Source organism: Sphingomonas sp. OTU376, assembly GCF_038440415.1.
GTDB lineage: Bacteria > Pseudomonadota > Alphaproteobacteria > Sphingomonadales > Sphingomonadaceae > Sphingomonas > Sphingomonas kyeonggiensis_A.
Genome location: NZ_JASATQ010000037.1, coordinates 1 through 17244, shown reverse-complemented (window position 1 = coordinate 17244; position 17244 = coordinate 1). Strand labels below are relative to the sequence as shown.

Genomic DNA, 17244 nt, shown 5'->3' with positions numbered 1-17244 from the left:
CAAAGAGCGGCCGGGACCCGGGTCCCGACCGCTCCAGCGAACCATGCGGAATCCTACGTTGCAAGCAGGCTGATCAGCCCGCCCATGCTTCGTAGGGGAGGTCGAGATCGTCGGCGACGGCCTTGAATGCGATCTTGCCCTTGTAGACATTGAGACCGTTGGCGAGGTGCTTGTCGGCCTTCATCGCGCCCTCGGCGCCGAGGTTCGCCAGCTTGAGCACGAACGGCAGCGTCGCGTTGTTGAGCGCGAAAGCCGAAGTGCGGGCGACCGCGCCCGGCATGTTGGCGACGCAATAGTGGATCACGCCATCGACTTCATAGACCGGGTTGTCATGCGTGGTGGCATGGCTGGTCTCGAAGCAGCCGCCCTGGTCGATCGCGATGTCTACCAGCACCGAGCCGCGCATCATCGTCTTGAGCATGTCGCGGGTGACGAGCTTGGGCGCAGCCGCACCCGGCACCAGCACCGCGCCGATCACGACCTGCGAGGTCTTCACCGCTTCGGCGATCGCGGCCTTGCTGGCATAGGCGGTCTTGATCTGGCTGCCGAAATGCATGTCGAGCTCGGCCAGGCGCTCGTTGTTGATGTCGTAGATGGTGACGTCGGCGCGCTGGCCGGTGGCCATCTGCGCGGCGTTGATGCCCGAGACGCCGCCGCCGAGGATCGCGACCTTGCACGGCGCCACGCCCGGCACGCCGCCGAGCAGCTCGCCGCGACCGCCCTGTTCCTTCTCGAGATAGTGCGAGGCGACCTGGACCGACATGCGGCCGGCGACTTCCGACATCGGCTTGAGCAGGGGCAGGGCGCCCGAGTTCGAGGTGACGGTCTCGTACGCGATGCAGGTCGCGCCCGACTTCATCAGGCCCTCGGCCTGCGGCTTGTCGGCGGCGAGGTGGAGATAGGTGAACAGCACATGGCGCGGCTCGAGCAGCGCGATTTCCTGCGCCTGCGGCTCCTTGACCTTCACGATCATGTCCGAGCCGGCGAAGACGGCGGCGGCATCCGGGGCGATCTTCGCGCCGACCTTGGTATAGGCCTCGTCGTCGAAATCGATGCCCATGCCGGCCTTGGTCTCGACCAGCACTTCGTGGCCGGCATGGACCAGCTCGGCGACCGAAGCCGGGGTCAGGCCGACACGATATTCGTGATTCTTGATTTCCTTGGGAACGCCGATGCGCATGGAAGCCTCTCCGTGAATTGGGTTGGCGCGCACGATATAGCATGGATCGCGGCAAATCCCTGCAAAGATGTGACAGTCGATGAGGGTTGGCGCATGAATTCCCTGTATCATGCGAGAAAACCGTCTATCCATGCAGGATGGACAGGATTGACGCAGCTATCCTCAAGTCGCTCGCCGCCGATGCGCGGGCGCCGGTGAGCGCTATCGCGGTGCAGGTGGGACTTTCACAGTCGGCCTGCACCCGCCGTATCCAGGCGCTGGAGGCCTCAGGGCATGTCCAAGGCTATGGCGCGCGACTCGGGCACCGGCGGCTGGGCTTCCGCATCACCGCGCTGGTCGACATCACGCTGGGGACGCAGGTGGAGGAAGACCTGGCGCGGTTCGAGGCGGCGGTGGCGCAGATCGACGGTGTGGTGGAGTGCGCGCTGGTCTCGGGCGGGCAGGATTATCGGCTCAAGATCCTGGCGCGTGACCTGGACGATTATGAGCGGCTCCACCGCGAGCATCTCGGACGGCTGCCCGGGGTGGTGACGATCAACTCGAGCTTCGTGCTGCGGTCGATCCCGACGCGGAGCGAGGCGGAGGCGCTGTTCGGCGGGCGATAAAGGCGGGTGATCGCCCGAAGAAGCGGTTAGGCGGAGAGACAGCTATGCCCCTTCGATCGCGCGCATTTCCTGGGCGGCGGCCATCGCGCGAAACGCCGGGACGAGCCAGTCGCGGAACCGGGCGATCTTGCGCGTATGCCTGCGGTTTTCGGCATAGACGAACCAGTAGGCGGTGCCTTCATCGGCTATGTCGGCGAAAGGGCATACGAGGCGCCCGCTCGCGAGTTCCGGACGCCATAGCATCGGAGTCATCAGCGCGATTCCATGCCCCGCAAGCGCCGCCTGCCCCTCGGTCGCCTGGGAGTCCATGCGAATGCCGCCGCGCCCGGGATCGTCCCCTATCTCTACGCCGGCACTTCGGAACCATATCGGCCACCACCGATCCTGCGGACTGATCCGCCGCATTTCCAGGGCTTTGCCTGCGTCCAGCGGCAGATCGCGCCCCTCGAGCAGCGCCGGACTGCACATCGGGGTGAAGTCGACCTTCGCCAGATGCTCGGATTTCAGCCCCGGCCAGTCGCCGCGGCCGGATCTTATGGCGACGTCGATGCGGGCTTCCGCGAGGTCGATCACCGTACCGCTGACTTCGAGCTCGATCTCGATATCCGGATGCGCGGCCTGGAAGGTGCCGATGTTCCCCGCCAGCCAGTTGTTCGCGAAACTCGCCGTCGTGGCGATGCGCAAGACCGTCTCGCTCTCGCCGGTGAGTTCATCGAACGCCATCTCGATCTCGTCGAAAGCGGTCGCCAGCCGTGCGGCGACGCGGGCCCCGCCGGCAGTCAGTTCGGCGCGTCTTCCCCGCCGGACGAAGAGCGGCTCGCCGACCCGCTCCTCCAGTATCTTGATCTGATAGCTGATCGCGGCCTGGGTCATCCCCAATTCGGAGGCGGCCGCCGTGAAGGTACCCCTTCGCGCGACCGCTTCGAATGCGCGAACTGCGGGAAGCGGGGGGAGCCGTCGCATGGTGCTTGATAAAGCCTGTTGATAAGGCGTGTCGATCCCTTTGTTGGACGCGGCAGCCGAAGATCCGCATCTCTTCCGGGCCAGCTTCAAGTCCGGAGGGCAGCCATGATCGATGAGATGTATGATCGCGCCTGGGGTGAACATCACCAGCGCTTCAGCCAGGATGTACACGCTCTGCTGCGAAAGGCCGGGCGCGCGTTGAAGAGCGTATTCGGGCGCCGGACGTCTTCGGGTGGCGAGCCGGATATTTCCGGTTCTGAGCGAATCGCGCGCGAATGCGTGGAATCCGGCGCGACAGACATTGGCTGAGCCCTGGCGAAGACCGTCGCCTTCGCCAGGACCTGTACGCAATCACTTCACCGGGCGGCAATTCTCCAGCAGCAAGGCGTGGGAATTGGGGTTGAAATTGGCGTAGACGCCCGAGAGCTTGACCTTCTTGCCGGGCTTTTGCTGCAGCGCGAACACGGACTGGCCCTTTGCCAACCGGCAGAAGATGTCGGTCTTGAACGGCGCGGTGCCGGGCAGGCGGATCGCTTCGTTATAGGGCTCGGGGATGTCGTAGGTGACGACATAGGCGTCATCCAGCTTGTCGATCGACTTCACCGTGCCGCTGACGATGAAGGTCTTGTCCTTGTAGCGCAGCGGGATCGCAGCGGCGTTGCGCTGGGTGTCCTTCGAGATCTGGTGCGAGATGGACAGCGCGTCCATTTCGAGCGGCGCCTTGTTGCCGGCTGCAGTCATGCCCGCGCCGGCGGCCGCGGTGCCGGCCTTGCCGGTCTTGAGCTGGTTGAGCATGCCGCACATCTCGGCCTTGGCGGGCTCGCTCGGGGCCGACATGCCGGCGCGCAGCTTCGCTTCCATCCGGACATTGCCGTCGGGCGTCGCGGTGATGGTGATCGGGAAGGCGCGGGCCTTGCCGGTCTGCGCCTGCTCGATCAGCATGCTGCCGTCCTCGGGCTCGACCGCCAGCACGTCATAGCCCTTGGCGACGACGATGCCGCGCATCTGGCCGATCGCGCTGGCGGGCGTCAGGCCCGGCAGCGTCACCGACGCGGCGAACTTCTGGCCGCTGATGAAGCTGCCACCCTTGGTGAAGGATTCCTCACAGGTGCCGGCATGGGCAAGAGCTGGAGCAAGCAGCGCAATCGGTGCGAAGAAACAGGACAAGCGCATTGTTTTCCCTCTTTGTTTTCCCGCCATGGTAAGCTGGCGAGGGCTGTATGGCCGCAAAGCGGGCTCGCGCCAACGCGCGATGCCTTAACCAGGAGGGAAGCCGGCTATTTCGCGCCGGGCAGCTTGATCCCGAGCAGGACCAGCCGCTCGCCGGTGATCCCGAACCAGTGCGGCACGCCGGCGGGGACGAGGATGACGTCGCCCGGGCCGAGCGTGCGGGTGGTGCCGCCTTCGATCCGGCTGCCGTCGACCAGGCCGGGGTTGCGGGTCGTCGGATCGGCGAGGGTGCCGCCCGAGACCAGGGTGCCGGCGCCTTCGAGCACGATCGCATATTCCGCCTCGGCCGGATGGACGGCGGGGCGGCCCGGCTTCTTCCAGATCTCGATCGCGGCCACGCGCGCGCCGTCGCGGACCAGTGGGCGCCACATGAAGCCCTGATCGGGCTTCATCTCGGCGAGCATCGCGCGGGTCTGGGCCTGCACGTCCGCGCCGCCGGCGAAGGCGGTGGGGTCGGTGGTCGTCTGGGCGGCGGCGATGCCAGGCGAACATGCGAGGGTGAGTGCGAGTGTCATGCCAAGGGTCTTCACCGCGTGTCTCCTCAAGCCGCTTTGTTTGCGCCAAGACATAAGAAGCGGGCCCCCGGGTCAAGCCCGGGGTGACGGCAAGGGCTACGACCTTAGCCGTGCTTGCGGCGGCGGACGTTTCGCGCAACGCCCTCGGCAGGGAGAGTCGAACGATGCGAATTGTCCGTGTGCTTGGCCTTTTGGCGACCGTGCTGGCGCCGTTTCCCGTTGCCGCCCAGTCGCTGGCGACGGTCGAGCGCAACGGCGCCTTCGTTGCCGTCGAACCCTATGCGCCGAACATCGTTCGGGTGACGATCTCGCTCGACCGGGGGCTGAGCGACGCGGCTCCCGGACATGGCATCTCGGGCAAGGTCGATGCGAAGGGCTGGACCCACAAGACGGACGGCTCCGGCGATGTGTTCGCCTCGCCTGCGCTGACGCTCAGCGTCGATCCGCAACCCTGGCCCAAGGCGCCGAGCCAGATGGAGCGCTATTTCGTGCCGTCGCTGCCCCGGGTCTCGCTGTCGGTGCGCGCGGCGGACGGGCGGCTGCTCACCAAGATGAACGGGTGGGAGTTGGCGCCGCATACGGTCAATGGCGAGAAGACATTCAAGGCCGGGGCGAGCTTCGCGGCGCCGCAGGACGAGCATTATTACGGGCTCGGCCAGAACCAGGAAAGCACTGGCCCGCTCAACCTGCGCGGGCGGACGATCGACTGCCGGCACTATTACGATGCGCCGGCGGGCGAGACGGTGTGCATCCCGTTCCTGGTGACCAACAAGGGCTATGCGGTGGTGTGGGACAATCCTTCCGCCACTATCGTCTCGCCCGGGCTGCATGGCAGCACCCACTGGCAGTCCGAAGTGGGCGAGCGGGTTTCCTTCTTCGTCATCACCGGCGCGACCACCGACGAGATCTATGCCGGCTATGCCCGGCTGACCGGCGACACGCCGCTGCCGCCCAAGGCGGCGTTCGGGCTGATCCAGAGCAAGGCGCGCTATGAGAGCCAGAAGGAGCTGCTGGGCGTGGCCGAGGGCTATCGCAGCCGCGGCTATCCGCTCGACGTGATGGTACTCGACTGGTTCTACTGGACGCGGATGGGGCAGATCGACATCGACCGGAGCTTCTTCCCGGACCCCGTGGCGATGAACAAGCAGCTTCATGATGCGGGCATGCACAGCATCATCAGCGTGTGGCCGCGCTTCGAGCGGGAATCGCGCTATTTCAACATGCTGAGCGCCAGGGGCTGGCTGCTGAAGGACAAGGACGGCAACACGGTCGACGGATTGCCGGTGCGCGCGGACCGGGCGGGGGCGCTGCTCGACAGTACCAATCCGGAGGCGCGTACGTGGTTCTGGGAGAAGATCCGCGACAATATCGCGAGCCAGGGCTTCGACTGGTTCTGGCTCGACGAGACCGAGCCCGACCTGGTGCCCGACGGCAATTTCTATTCGATCGGATCGGGTGACCGCTATCACAACCTCTATCCGCTGGTGCACACGTCGAGCGTGGCGGAGGGGTCGGCGCGCGACCGGCCGGATTTCCGCAACCTGATCCTCGCCCGGGCCGCCTATCTCGGCACCCAGCATAGCGGCGCGATCTTCTGGTCGTCGGACGTGCAGGCGACCTGGGAAGCGCTGCGCCGCCAGGTGCCGGCGGGGCTGAACTTCACGGCGAGCGGCCATGCCTATTGGAGCAGCGATACCGGCGGCTGGCAGTGGCCGAACGGCCCGGCCGCCGAGCGCCCGGTGCTGCTCGATCCCGCCGGCGCCACGGCGATGGGGGCGGACTACAAGGACTATCCCGAGCTGTTCACCCGCTGGTTCGCATATAATGTCTTCACCCCAACGCTGCGCATCCACGGCCAGCGCCCGGCAACGGCGATCTGGGAATATGGCGCGGCGGCCGAGCCAGTGCTCGCGAAGTTCCTGCGCCTGCGATACGCGCTGATCCCCTATCTCTATTCGCTGGGATACCGGACGCATGAGACCGGTGCGCCGTTCATGCGCGCGCTGTTCATGGACTTCCCGGACGATCCCAATGTCGCGAATCTGGGCGACGAATATATGTTCGGCCCGGCCTTCCTAGTCGCGCCGGTGACCGAGCAGGGGGTGACCTCGCGCCGCGTGTACCTGCCGGCCGGCACCGACTGGTATGACTATTGGACCGACGAGAAGCATGCCGGCGGCCAGTGGGTGACCGCAGCGGCGCCGATCGATCGGATCCCGCTGTTCGTCCGCGCCGGATCGATCGTGCCGCTGGGGGTGCAGGTGCCGAACACCGCGGCGCGCCAGCCGCTCGAGAGCATTCGAGTCTATCCCGGCCGCGACGGCGCCTTCACCCTCTTCGACGATGACGGGGTGACCAACGCCTATCGCAAGGGCGCGGGGACCCGGACCGAGCTGCGCTGGAACGACCGGGAAGGGCGGCTCTCCGCATCGGGGAAGTTGCCGGGCGGACAGGATCTCCAGGCGCTGGTGCGACTCGCGGGTGCGTCCCCCGCGCCCAGGTGACCGGCCTATCTTTTCGCACGGGAACCAGCCGGCCCCCTTGCGCGTCGAGCCCTGCGTAACGACATTCGTTGATTGCCTTTGCTGCGCGTGCTAACGGCCCGCCCGCAATTAGAAGATCGAGAACGCAGGTCGCATGACCAGGTCCGTTTCCTTTCCGACGCGACACCCGCGCCCGTGAACATCCCGAAAGAAGGAGCCGACGAGTCGGCTCCGGCTCATTTCGACGCGCATGCTGCGCATGGCCACAGCCTCGACGGCACGTGGAAGCTGGCGATCGGCGCGATCGGTATCGTCTTCGGCGATATCGGCACCAGCCCGCTCTACGCCTTCCGCGAAACCTTCGCGGGGCACCACAAGCTCGACCTCGACACGCTGCACATCATGGGCGTCATCAGCCTGATGTTCTGGTCGATGATGGTCGTGGTGACGCTGAAATACGTCACGATCATCATGCGGGCGGACAACAAGGGTGAGGGCGGCAGCCTGGCGCTGCTCGCGCTGATCTCGCGCAGCAGCGGCAATGCCAAGCGCTGGACGCAGGGCATCGTGCTGCTCGGCGTGTTCGCGACCGCGCTCTTCTATGGCGACTCGATGATCACGCCGGCGGTGTCGGTGCTGTCGGCCGTCGAGGGCCTGTCGGTCGCCGCGCCCGCCTTCGCCAAGCTGGTGCTGCCGATCGCGGTGGTCATCCTGGTGCTGCTCTTCTCGATCCAGCGGACGGGCACGTCGCGGGTCGGCGCCTTTTTCGGCCCGATCATGCTGTTCTATTTCCTGACGATCGCGACGCTGGGCACGCTGAGCCTGGTGCAGACGCCGACGATCCTCAACGCGCTGCTGCCGCATCACGCGATGATGTTCTTCGCCGCCGATCCGTTCCGCGCCTTCCTCGCGCTCGGCTCGGTCGTGCTGGCGGTTACCGGCGCCGAGGCGCTCTATGCCGACATGGGCCATTTCGGGCGCAAGCCGATCCGCATCTCCTGGCTGTGGTTCGTGCTGCCGGCGCTGATCCTCAATTACATGGGGCAGGGCGCGCTGCTGATGCGCGACCCATCGGCGCTGCACAGCCCGTTCTATGAGCTGGCACCGGAAGTGCTGCAATTCCCGCTCGTCATCCTGGCGACGATGGCTGCCGTCATCGCCTCGCAGGCGGTGATCTCGGGTGCCTTCTCGGTGACCCAGCAGGCAATCCAGCTCGGCTTCGTGCCGCGCCTGCGTATTGAGCATACCAGCGCCTCGACCGCCGGGCAGATCTACATCCCGCTCATCAACTGGGCGCTGATGATCATGGTGATCCTGCTCGTCCTGACCTTCCAGACCTCGTCGAACCTCACGGCGGCCTATGGCATCGCGGTTACCGGCGCGATGCTGATCGACAACTGCCTGCTGGCGGTGGTGCTGTTCGGCCTGTGGAAGTGGAAGAAGCGCTATGCGATCCCGCTGCTCGCGGTGTTCTTCACCGTCGACCTGGCCTATTTCGCGGCGAACCTGACCAAGGTTCCCGATGGCGGCTGGTTCCCGCTGTTCATCGGCTTCGTGGTGTTCACCCTGCTGACCACCTGGTCGAAGGGCCGCCAGCTGATGATCAACCGGCTGCGCGAGAGCGCGATGCCGATCAAGATCTTCATCACGTCAGCCGCAACCACCGCCACCCGCGTGCCGGGCACCGCGGTGTTCATGACCTCGACGCCCGAGGGCGTGCCGCACGCGCTGCTGCACAACCTCAAGCACAACAAGGTGCTGCACGACCGCGTCATCCTGCTGACGGTGAAGATCAAGGACGTGCCCTATGTCCCCGACGAGAATCGCATGATGCTCGAGGACCTGGGGCAGGGCTTCCACCGCATGATCCTGGCCTATGGCTTCATGCAGGAGGCGGATGTTCCGGCGGCGCTCAAGTCGGTCAACGCCTGTGGCGCCGAGTTCAAGATGATGGAGACCAGCTTCTTCCTCGCCCGCCAGACGCTGTTGCCCTCGGCCCGGCCGGGGATGATGATCTGGCGCGAGAAGCTGTTCGCCTGGATGCTGCGCAACGCCGAAAGCGCGATGGAGTTCTTCCGCCTGCCGACCAATCGCGTGGTTGAACTGGGCAGCCAGGTCGAGATTTGACCGAACGCGCGGCGCCGCTGATCGTCACGGCGCTGTTCGGGCGGCAGGACCAGGCCTGGTTCAACGCCTTGCGCCGCGAGCATTATCCGCCCGAGCGGAACGTGCTCGACGCGCACCTGACGCTGTTCCACCAGCTGCCGCCCTCGGTGGCGGACGAGCTCAAGCACCGGCTGTCGGTCGAGACGCGCGGGGTTCGCGCGCCGCGGGCGCGCGTGACCGGGTTGATGTCGCTGGGCGGGGGCGTGGCCTACCGGATCGAGGCGCCCGAGCTGGTGGCGATTCGCGAGGGGCTGGTCGATGCCTTTGCCGGGCTGCTGACCCCGCAGGATGCCGGGCGCTGGCGCCCGCATGTGACGATCCAGAACAAGGTCCGGCCGGTGCTGGCCAAGGCCGTGATGGCCGCATTGGCGCGGGATTTCGTGCCGCGCGAGGTGGAAATCTCCGGCCTGGCGAGCTGGCATTATCGTGGCGGGCCCTGGGAAGCACATTCCCGGCATATGTTCGCTTGACCTCGGGCGAAGCCGGACCTATTGGGCCCCCTCGCTTCGGCGACACCCTGTTTGGGGCGGAGTAGCTCAGTTGGTTAGAGCAGCGGAATCATAATCCGCGTGTCGGGGGTTCAAGTCCCTCCTCCGCTACCATCATTACCCCCGATCACCGTTGAATTCCCGCCAGGTGGAACTGTCCGCGTCCGCCGTCGCGATGCGCCGCGTGGGCGGGCGCGTCGTGCTGGGGACCCGGCGCACCCGCCCGTCGCAGCGCGGAGGGGCAGGGCGCTGCGGGTGAGCCCGGCCGGGGGGATGTCCGGGCACCATGTTCTTGCTGATTCGCGCAGGTTTCGCGACCCCCGCACGGGCGCCGGTGGGCTCACCCTTTCGGGGAGGCTTTCGCCGACTCGCCTTTGGCGCGCCGGCGGGCATGATGGCGGCTCTGCGAATCGGGGGATCGGGGGATCGGGGGATGCTGAGCCGGCGGGAGATCATCGGGCTGCTTGCGGCGGGCATCGCCGCGCCTGCCTTTGCCCTGGACGCACCCACGCAGCCGCGCCTGCCCTGGGCGGCATTCCGCCGTGGTCCCGACTATCCGCGGCTGGTGGAGGCCGTGCGGCGGATGAAGGCCAATCGCGACGAGAGCGATCCGGCGAGCTGGAGCTTCTGGCCGCTGGTCCACATGCACCACTGCCCGCACGGCAAACCCTATTTCCTCGCCTGGCATCGTGGCTATCTCCACCTGTTCGAGGCGACGCTGCGCGAGGTCTCCGGCTCGCAGACCTTGCGGGTGCCCTATTGGGACTATTTCAGCGACCCGCGCCTGCCCGCGGAGTTCACCAGCGGCAATTCGGCGACCAACCCGTTGTTCGAGCCGCGTATCGGCGGCGAAGTGGGGCAGGCGCTGGGCTTTGCGGCCTTCGCACCCGAACTGATCGGCTTCCAGCGTACCGCCGGTGCCGACTGCTTCGAGGCGCAGGTCGAGGCGTTCCACAACAAGGTCCACAACCTGGTCGGCGGGCGGATGGCGAGCATGCTCTCGCCTTCGGACATGATCTTCTGGGTGCACCACGCCAATGTCGACCGGCTGTGGAGCGGCTGGTCGGCGGCCGGGGAGGGGCGGACCATGCCCGCTGCGGGCGATGCCTATTGGGGTGGCCGCTTCGACTATGCCGATGGGATGGGGCTCGACCGTGCGGTGGCGATCGACGGGGCCGGGCTCGGCTATCGCTATCCCGATCTCAGGCTGCCGGCGCGCGAAGGCGCGGCCGGCGGGGCGATCCGATCGGGCGAGGTGCGGGTGCCGCGTCCGCCGGTGCCTGCGCGAGGGGCGCCAACCGCGGTGCCGGTGGAGGCCCCGCCGCCGGTCGCCGTGCCGCCGCCTCCCGCCGACGCTGCGCCCATGGCGATGGCGCCCCCGCCGGCCGCCGCCGCGCCTGCGCCGGTGCCCTATCGCGGCATCTGGCTGGGTAGTGCCCTCTACCAGCGCGAACCGTTGCGCCGGACGCGCGACGCTGCCTATGTCCCTGACGAAGTGACGATCGTGCTCGACCAGGTCTCGCTCAGTGGCGCCGGGCAGCTCGGTGGCTATTATTACGACCTGTACCTCGATCTCGACGGAGAGGGACGCACGTTGCCCGAATGCCTGCTCGGCTCGATCGGGCCTTTCCAGATCTCGGCGGCGCGGCATCACAGCGACGACGGCATGGCGCGGATCGAGCTGCCGGTGGGCGAGGTGATCCGTCGTGAGGCGCAGGGGCTGGACCTGGCCGATCTCGGCGTCGTTTTTCGTCGGGTGGAGGTTGCCGGAGCCGCCGTGGGCGAGACCATCGCGATCGGATCGATAGAGGTGGCGGGCTAGCAACGCTTGGGCTACCCGAGCAAAAGCTGTTGTCCACAGCCATTGCTGGCCGTGTGACACCACCCATGTTGCCTCAAGCCTTTCCCAGCCCCTAGATGCGGGGCTCAGCCATTTCGGAAGCCATGATGACCGCCACCCATTCGACTCGCATGCTGATCCTCGGTTCCGGCCCCGCCGGCCTCACCGCCGCCATCTATGGCGCGCGTGCGGGCATGGCGCCGATCGTGGTCCAGGGCATCCAGCCCGGTGGCCAGCTGATGACCACCACCGATGTCGAGAATTATCCCGGATTCCGCGACGTGATCCAGGGCCCGTGGCTGATGCAGGAGATGCAGGCCCAGGCCGAGCATGTCGGCGCGCAGATGATGTGGGACACGATCGTCGAGGTCGATGTGACGCAGCGCCCGTTCCGCATGGTCGGCGACAGCGGCACCATCTATCTGGGCGACGTCCTCGTGATCGCCACCGGCGCGCAGGCCAAGTGGCTGGGCCTCGATTCGGAGCGGCTGCTCCAGGGCAAGGGCGTAAGCGCCTGCGCGACCTGCGACGGCTTCTTCTTCCGCGGCAAGAAGGTCGCGGTGATCGGCGGCGGCAACACCGCGGTGGAAGAGGCGCTTTACCTCACCAACCACAGCCATGACGTGACCGTGATCCACCGCCGCGATTCGTTCCGCGCCGAGAAAATCCTGCAGCAGCGCCTGTTCGCCAATGAGCGGATCAACGTGCTGTGGAACAAGAAGGTCGAGCGCTTCATCGGTGGCGGCGAGCCCGAGGGACTGGTCGCGATCGAGCTGAAGGACATGGAGACCGGCGAGCTGTCGACGATCGACGTCGATGGCGGCTTCGTCGCGATCGGCCACCACCCGGCGACCGAGCTGTTCCGTGGTCATATCGAGCTCGACGACGACGGGTACATCAAGGTCGAGACCGGCACGACCAAGACCAGCGTGCCCGGCGTGTTCGCCTGCGGCGACGTGATGGACAAGCATTACCGCCAGGCGGTCACCGCTGCCGGCACGGGTTGCATGGCCGCGCTCGACGCCGAGCGCTTCCTGGCCGAGGCGGACTTCGAGACCGTCGTCCAGCACGCGGCGGAGTAAGTTAGGCGAGGCGCTCCAGCACGCGCTGGAGCAGCCAGGCCTTGTCGGCGGCGCTGGCGAAGCTGTGGCTGTCGCTGTCGAGTGTCTCCACCTTTGTCCGCGCGCGGGTGGCCTCGTAAGCGGCGCCCTTGAAGGCGTCGGCAAAGGCGATGGCGGTGTTGTCGCCCTTTGCGAGCAGGATAGTCACCGGCACCTGGGCCGTGCCCAGCGCCGCGGCGAGGCGCGCGGTCAGCCCGGCCGGCGCTTCGGATGGCTTCTGCGAGGCCTTGCGCAAGCCCTTGAGTAGCTTGGCAATGTTCACACCACCGCGCAGCAGGCGCAGCCATTCCCTCGGATCGCGCAGCTTGGCGGCATAGTGCGAGCGGATTGCGGCGGCGGGCGGCAGCGCGTCGGTCGGCTCGATCGCCCAGGGATTGGCGAGCAGCAGCGCGTCGATGCCTGCACCCGCATGGAAGAAGGCGAGGGCGGTGGCGGCGTCGCAATTGCCGAATGCCAGGATGCGCTCGGCGCCTGCCGTGCGCAGGGCGTGGGCGGCGGTGGCGATGTCCTCCGCGTTGCTTTCATAGCCGCCATTCTCGCCGGTCGAATCGCCGATGCCGCGGCGATCGAAGCGGAGCACCGGATGGCCTGCCTGGGCGACACGGGCAGCGAGCAGCGCCATGCCGCGATGCGCGCCGATCCGAATTTCGTTGCCGCCCGAGACGATCAGCAGCCCGGTTTTGCCCGGGGCCTCGTCGAGCGTGGCGGCGAGGGTTTCGCCGGCGCAGGGGAAGGAGATCAGCCTTCGCATGCGCGCACCCAGGCGGCGATATCGTCGGCAAGCAGCGCGGCGAGTGCGGGGTCGTTGTCCGGCTCGCTGCGGCGCCAGAGCGGTGCGCCGGGCACCTTGTGGTCGGCGGGCCGGGGATCGCTCTCGAGCCGTACCACGCGGCGCGGCGTGACCGATTCGGCGAAGGGCTGCTTGCCCTCGAGCTCCGCCAGCAGGTCGGCGGAGATCAGATTACCGGCGATCTCGACCCGGGCGGCGGACGCGGGCAAAGGGCTGCCATGGACGCGCTTGAGCTCGCGCAGGAGGTCGCTGCCGTCCTGCGGCGCCAGGTGCCAGCGACCCGAGGCAAGGGCATGGGCATCGAGCAGCGCGCCGCTGCGGACGCCGAGCGCATAGGCCGCGCGGCCCTCGTCCAGGATATGATCGACCACGCCGCCAAAGGCTTCCTGGATCCGCAGAAAACCAAGCGTTTCCAGTGCCATCAGGCTCTCGCCCTGGCCCGGCATGTCCGGCAGCGCGCCCGCCACCCCGCGCTCGGCGAGCAGGCGGAGGAGCGTGACCGTGAAGGTGCGGGTACGGTTGGCTTCCTCGAACAGCGGCAGCGCCGCGACCACGACCGGGCCGCTCGACGGACCGAAGCGAAGCATCGCCTCCTGTCCCCCGGCCCAGTCGTAGCGATCGATCATCCGAGCGCCTTGGCCGAGGCGAAGCGGGTTAGGGCGCCGAAGCTCTCGAGCATCTCGCCATCGACCTCGTCATCCTCGATCAGGATGCCGAGCCGGTCCTCCAGCTCGGTGAGCACGCCCGCCACCGCGAGCGAGTCGAGTTCGGGCAGCGCGCCGAACAACGGCGTGTCCGCACGGAATTCCGCGACCCTGTCGGCACTTAGGCCCAGTACGTCGCGCAGGACTGCGCGGACGGTGTCTTCGACTTGGAGCGACCCATCGGGCTGCAATGATCTTCCCCTGACCGGTTTTTCGCCCCCGTAAGGCTTGGCGCGGGCGCTGCCAAGTATAAGGGTGGATAGGTGATCGCCCTCGACTCGCTTCCCCGGCCGCTCGACACCCTGCCATCGCGGGGCAAACCCGATGCAATTGCCCTGGAAGACAAAGCCGGGACAATGACTTACGCCGAGCTGGAGGCGGCCGTCGGGCAGATGGCCGCGGCCCTGCGCGATTTGGGGCTGGAGCCCGGCGACCGGGTGGCGACCTGGCTGCCCAAGACGCGGGCCGCCTGCCTGATGCCGCTGGCGGCGGTGAGGGCGGGGCTGGTGCACGTGCCGGTCAACCCGGTGCTCAAGCGCGCCCAGGTGGCGCATATCCTGGCCGATTCGGGGGCGCGGGCGCTGGTCAGCCAGACTGTACGCCTCCAGGCACTCGAAGTGGGCGATGTTGGCGACCAGTGCCGGGTTGTCGAAGACACTTCGCTCACCTCGAACCGGACGCTTCCAGCCTCGGATGTTGACACCGGCGCCCTTGCGGCGATCCTCTACACCTCGGGATCGACCGGAAAGCCCAAGGGCGTGATGCTGAGCCACGCCAATTTATGGTTGGGTGCCATCAGCGTAGCGCATTATCTTGAGATCGCGCCCGACGACCGGGTTCTCGGCGTGCTGCCGCTAAGTTTCGATTACGGACAGAACCAGTTGCTGTCGACCTGGGCGGCGGGCGCCCGCATCGTACCGCTCGACTACCTGACCGCACGCGACGTCATAAAGGCGGTCGAGCGGTTCGACATCACCACGCTCGCCGGCGTGCCGCCGCTCTGGGTGCAGCTGCTCGAAGCCGAGTGGCCGGTTGAGACTGCGTCTAAACTCAAGCGCCTAACCAATTCGGGTGGTGCGCTTACCCCCAGGATGATCCGCGACCTGCGGACGCGTTTCCCCCAGGCCGACCTCTATCCGATGTACGGGCTGACCGAGGCGTTCCGATCGACCTATCTCGATCCCGCGCTGGTGGACAGCCATCCGGACGCGATCGGCAAGGCGATCCCGTTCGCCGAGGTGCTGGTGGTGGGACCGGACGGGGCGCCGGCCGAGCAGGGCGAGCTGGTTCATGCCGGCCCGCTGGTCGCCCAGGGCTATTGGCAGGACCCGGAACGCACCGCCCAGCGCTTCAGACCAGCCCCTTCATACGCCGAAAGTGGCGGCATGGCCGTTTGGTCCGGCGACACGGTGCGCCTGGGCGCCGACGGACTGCTGCGCTTCGTCGGGCGCGATGACGAGATGATCAAGTCCGCCGGCAACCGGATCAGCCCGACCGAGATCGAGGAAGCCGTGCTCTCCGGCGGGGAGACCGGGGAGGCGGCGGCGTTCGGCGTGGCGGACGAACGGCTGGGCCAGGCGATCGTGGTGATCGCACGCGGCGACGGCAGCGCGGAAGAGGCGCTGCGCACCCGGCTTCGGCGCGACCTGCCGAGCTTCATGCAGCCCGCGCGCTTCGATTGGCGTATGGAACTGCCCAGAAACGCCAACGGCAAGCTGGACCGGACGGCGCTGCGGGCGAGTTTGGGGTAGCGCTCCATTCCTTACACGCTTCAGCCGTCATCCCCGCGGAGGCGGGGATCTATTGCCGCTGAGTGTAATGAGACTCATTCGGGTAGCCAGAATGGATCCCCGCCTTCGCGGGGATGACGAAGGCGTGTAGGGGAAGGGTATGACCATCACAGCCAAACCTTTCGGCCCGATCCCGCCCGAATTCGCGGAGCTGCGCCAGCTTCCGTGGCTGGATGTGTCCACTCCTGCCTATGTCTATGACTTCGCGGTAATCGAGGCCCGGATCGCGCTGTTGCGGGCGGCGCTGCCCGCGAAGGTGGGCGTGCATTATGCGATCAAGGCCAACCCGTTCCCGGCGCTGCTCGAGCGGATCGCGCCGCTGGTCGACGGGATGGACGTGGCCTCTGCGGGCGAGATGGGGCGGGCGCTCGACGTCATGGCGGCGAGCCTCATCAGCTTTGCCGGGCCGGGCAAGCGCGATGCGGAGCTGGAAGCGGCGATCCGCGCCGGGGTGACGGTCAACCTGGAGTCGATCGCCGAGGGGCAGCGTGCCCTGGGGATCGGCAAGGCGCTGGGCGTGACGCCGCGACTGGCGGTGCGGGTGAACCCCGATTTCGAACTGCGCGGCTCGGGGATGAAGATGGGCGGGCGGGCATCCCCCTTTGGAATCGAAAGCGCGCACGTGCCCGAACTGGTGCGGCAGCTGCGCGGAGAGGGCGCGGAGTGGCGCGGGCTGCACATCTTCGCCGGATCGCAGTCGCTCGACACCGAAGCGATCATCGCGACCCAGGCGGCGACGATCGACCTTGCCGCGCGGCTGGCCGACGAGATCGGCGCGGTGCCGCCCCTGGTCAATCTCGGCGGCGGCTTCGGCATCCCCTATTTTCCGGGCGACACGCCGGTGGACGTCGGCGCGATCGGCGCGGCGCTGGCGGGTGCGGTCGGGCGGCTCGACAGCGAATATGCGATCGAGCTCGGCCGCTGGCTGGTCGGTGAGGCGGGCGTGTACCTCGCCCGCGTGGTCGACCGGAAGGAGAGCCAGGGCGAGACGTTCCTGGTCGTCGAGGGCGGGCTCAACCACCATCTCGCCGCGACCGGCAATTTCGGCACGGTGGTAAGGCGCAACTACCCGATCGCGGTGGCGCAACGGATGCAGGACCCGGCGGAGGAAGTGGTGACGGTGGTGGGGCCGCTCTGCACCCCGCTCGACCGGCTGGCGGACCGCGTGGCGCTGCCGCGCGCCGAAGTGGGGGACATGATCGCGGTGTTCGCGTCAGGGGCCTATGGCGCAACGGCGAGCCCGAGCGCGTTCCTGGGCCATCCGGCGGCGGGGGAGATGCTGGTCTGAGGCAATCCGGCGTGCGGCCGGAATTTGCAGTTCCGCCGGGGGGGGGGGGGGGGGGGGGGGGGGGGGGGGGGGGGGGGGGGG

General features: G+C 67.5%; 16 protein-coding genes and 1 tRNA gene. 10 read left to right on the top strand and 7 right to left on the bottom strand.

Annotated features, from left to right (window positions below; translation table 11 throughout):
• Positions 1 to 73 precede the first annotated feature (73 nt).
• Positions 74 to 1180: an alanine dehydrogenase gene (gene ald / locus AAHM44_RS15325; protein ID WP_269574838.1), complete on the bottom strand. Its 1107-nt coding sequence runs from the start codon at positions 1178 to 1180 to the stop codon at positions 74 to 76.
• A gap of 137 nt (positions 1181 to 1317) precedes the next feature.
• Here ald and AAHM44_RS15320 point away from each other — a divergent pair, with 137 nt between their 5' ends.
• A complete protein-coding gene (locus tag AAHM44_RS15320; RefSeq protein ID WP_342250532.1) occupies positions 1318 to 1785 on the top strand; it encodes an Lrp/AsnC family transcriptional regulator in 468 nt (155 codons plus the stop codon).
• A 42-nt stretch (positions 1786 to 1827) separates the two neighbouring features.
• On the opposite strand, the gene AAHM44_RS15315 is transcribed toward AAHM44_RS15320, so the two are convergent.
• Positions 1828 to 2748, bottom strand: coding sequence for a LysR substrate-binding domain-containing protein (locus AAHM44_RS15315; protein ID WP_342250551.1), 921 nt, complete (start codon positions 2746 to 2748; stop codon positions 1828 to 1830).
• A 105-nt stretch (positions 2749 to 2853) separates the two neighbouring features.
• Between AAHM44_RS15315 and AAHM44_RS15310 the strand changes: the two genes are divergently transcribed.
• Positions 2854 to 3057, top strand: coding sequence for a hypothetical protein (locus tag AAHM44_RS15310; protein WP_342250531.1), 204 nt, complete (start codon positions 2854 to 2856; stop codon positions 3055 to 3057).
• Between the two features lie 42 nt (positions 3058 to 3099).
• Here the strand turns inward: AAHM44_RS15310 and AAHM44_RS15305 are convergent, their stop codons facing one another.
• On the bottom strand, positions 3100 to 3921 hold the full coding sequence (locus tag AAHM44_RS15305; protein WP_269574841.1) for a hypothetical protein: 822 nt from the start codon (positions 3919 to 3921) through the stop codon (positions 3100 to 3102).
• A 104-nt stretch (positions 3922 to 4025) separates the two neighbouring features.
• Positions 4026 to 4508 carry a cupin domain-containing protein gene (locus AAHM44_RS15300; protein ID WP_269574842.1) on the bottom strand — a complete coding sequence of 161 codons (483 nt, stop codon included), beginning with the start codon at positions 4506 to 4508 and terminating at the stop codon, positions 4026 to 4028.
• 149 nt (positions 4509 to 4657) lie between these two features.
• Between AAHM44_RS15300 and AAHM44_RS15295 the strand changes: the two genes are divergently transcribed.
• The 6 genes from AAHM44_RS15295 to trxB all read left to right on the top strand — a co-directional run bounded on the left by AAHM44_RS15295 (position 4658) and on the right by trxB (position 12552).
• On the top strand, positions 4658 to 6997 hold the full coding sequence (locus tag AAHM44_RS15295) for a glycoside hydrolase family 31 protein (protein ID WP_342250530.1): 2340 nt from the start codon (positions 4658 to 4660) through the stop codon (positions 6995 to 6997).
• Positions 6998 to 7177: 180 nt separating this feature from the next.
• A complete protein-coding gene (locus AAHM44_RS15290) occupies positions 7178 to 9103 on the top strand; it encodes a potassium transporter Kup (protein ID WP_342250550.1) in 1926 nt (641 codons plus the stop codon).
• Positions 9100 to 9612: a 2'-5' RNA ligase family protein gene (locus AAHM44_RS15285; protein WP_269574844.1), complete on the top strand. Its 513-nt coding sequence runs from the start codon at positions 9100 to 9102 to the stop codon at positions 9610 to 9612. The genes AAHM44_RS15290 and AAHM44_RS15285 overlap by 4 nt, the downstream gene beginning before the upstream one ends.
• A gap of 55 nt (positions 9613 to 9667) precedes the next feature.
• Positions 9668 to 9744: transfer RNA gene (locus AAHM44_RS15280), tRNA-Met, on the top strand.
• Positions 9745 to 10063: 319 nt separating this feature from the next.
• Positions 10064 to 11452 (top strand): tyrosinase family protein, encoded by a 1389-nt coding sequence (locus AAHM44_RS15275; protein ID WP_342250529.1) that lies wholly within the window; start codon positions 10064 to 10066, stop codon positions 11450 to 11452.
• Between the two features lie 125 nt (positions 11453 to 11577).
• Entirely contained in the window at positions 11578 to 12552 is a 975-nt protein-coding gene (gene trxB, locus AAHM44_RS15270; RefSeq protein ID WP_269576597.1) for a thioredoxin-disulfide reductase, read from the top strand.
• A gap of 1 nt (position 12553) precedes the next feature.
• On the opposite strand, the gene AAHM44_RS15265 is transcribed toward trxB, so the two are convergent.
• From AAHM44_RS15265 to AAHM44_RS15255, 3 genes are read right to left on the bottom strand one after another with little or no spacing between them, the layout of a single operon-like run.
• A complete protein-coding gene (locus AAHM44_RS15265) occupies positions 12554 to 13342 on the bottom strand; it encodes a hydrolase 1, exosortase A system-associated (protein WP_342250528.1) in 789 nt (262 codons plus the stop codon).
• Positions 13330 to 14007 (bottom strand): hypothetical protein, encoded by a 678-nt coding sequence (locus AAHM44_RS15260; protein ID WP_269574847.1) that lies wholly within the window; start codon positions 14005 to 14007, stop codon positions 13330 to 13332. Before AAHM44_RS15260 ends, AAHM44_RS15265 begins: the two co-directional genes overlap by 13 nt.
• Positions 14004 to 14276, bottom strand: coding sequence for an acyl carrier protein (locus AAHM44_RS15255; protein ID WP_269574848.1), 273 nt, complete (start codon positions 14274 to 14276; stop codon positions 14004 to 14006). Before AAHM44_RS15255 ends, AAHM44_RS15260 begins: the two co-directional genes overlap by 4 nt.
• Positions 14277 to 14348: 72 nt before the next feature.
• Between AAHM44_RS15255 and AAHM44_RS15250 the strand changes: the two genes are divergently transcribed.
• On the top strand, positions 14349 to 15836 hold the full coding sequence (locus tag AAHM44_RS15250; protein ID WP_342250527.1) for an acyl-CoA ligase (AMP-forming), exosortase A system-associated: 1488 nt from the start codon (positions 14349 to 14351) through the stop codon (positions 15834 to 15836).
• Positions 15837 to 15975: 139 nt separating this feature from the next.
• Positions 15976 to 17163 (top strand): pyridoxal-dependent decarboxylase, exosortase A system-associated, encoded by a 1188-nt coding sequence (locus tag AAHM44_RS15245; RefSeq protein WP_446745994.1) that lies wholly within the window; start codon positions 15976 to 15978, stop codon positions 17161 to 17163.
• The last annotated feature ends 81 nt before the right edge of the window (positions 17164 to 17244 follow it).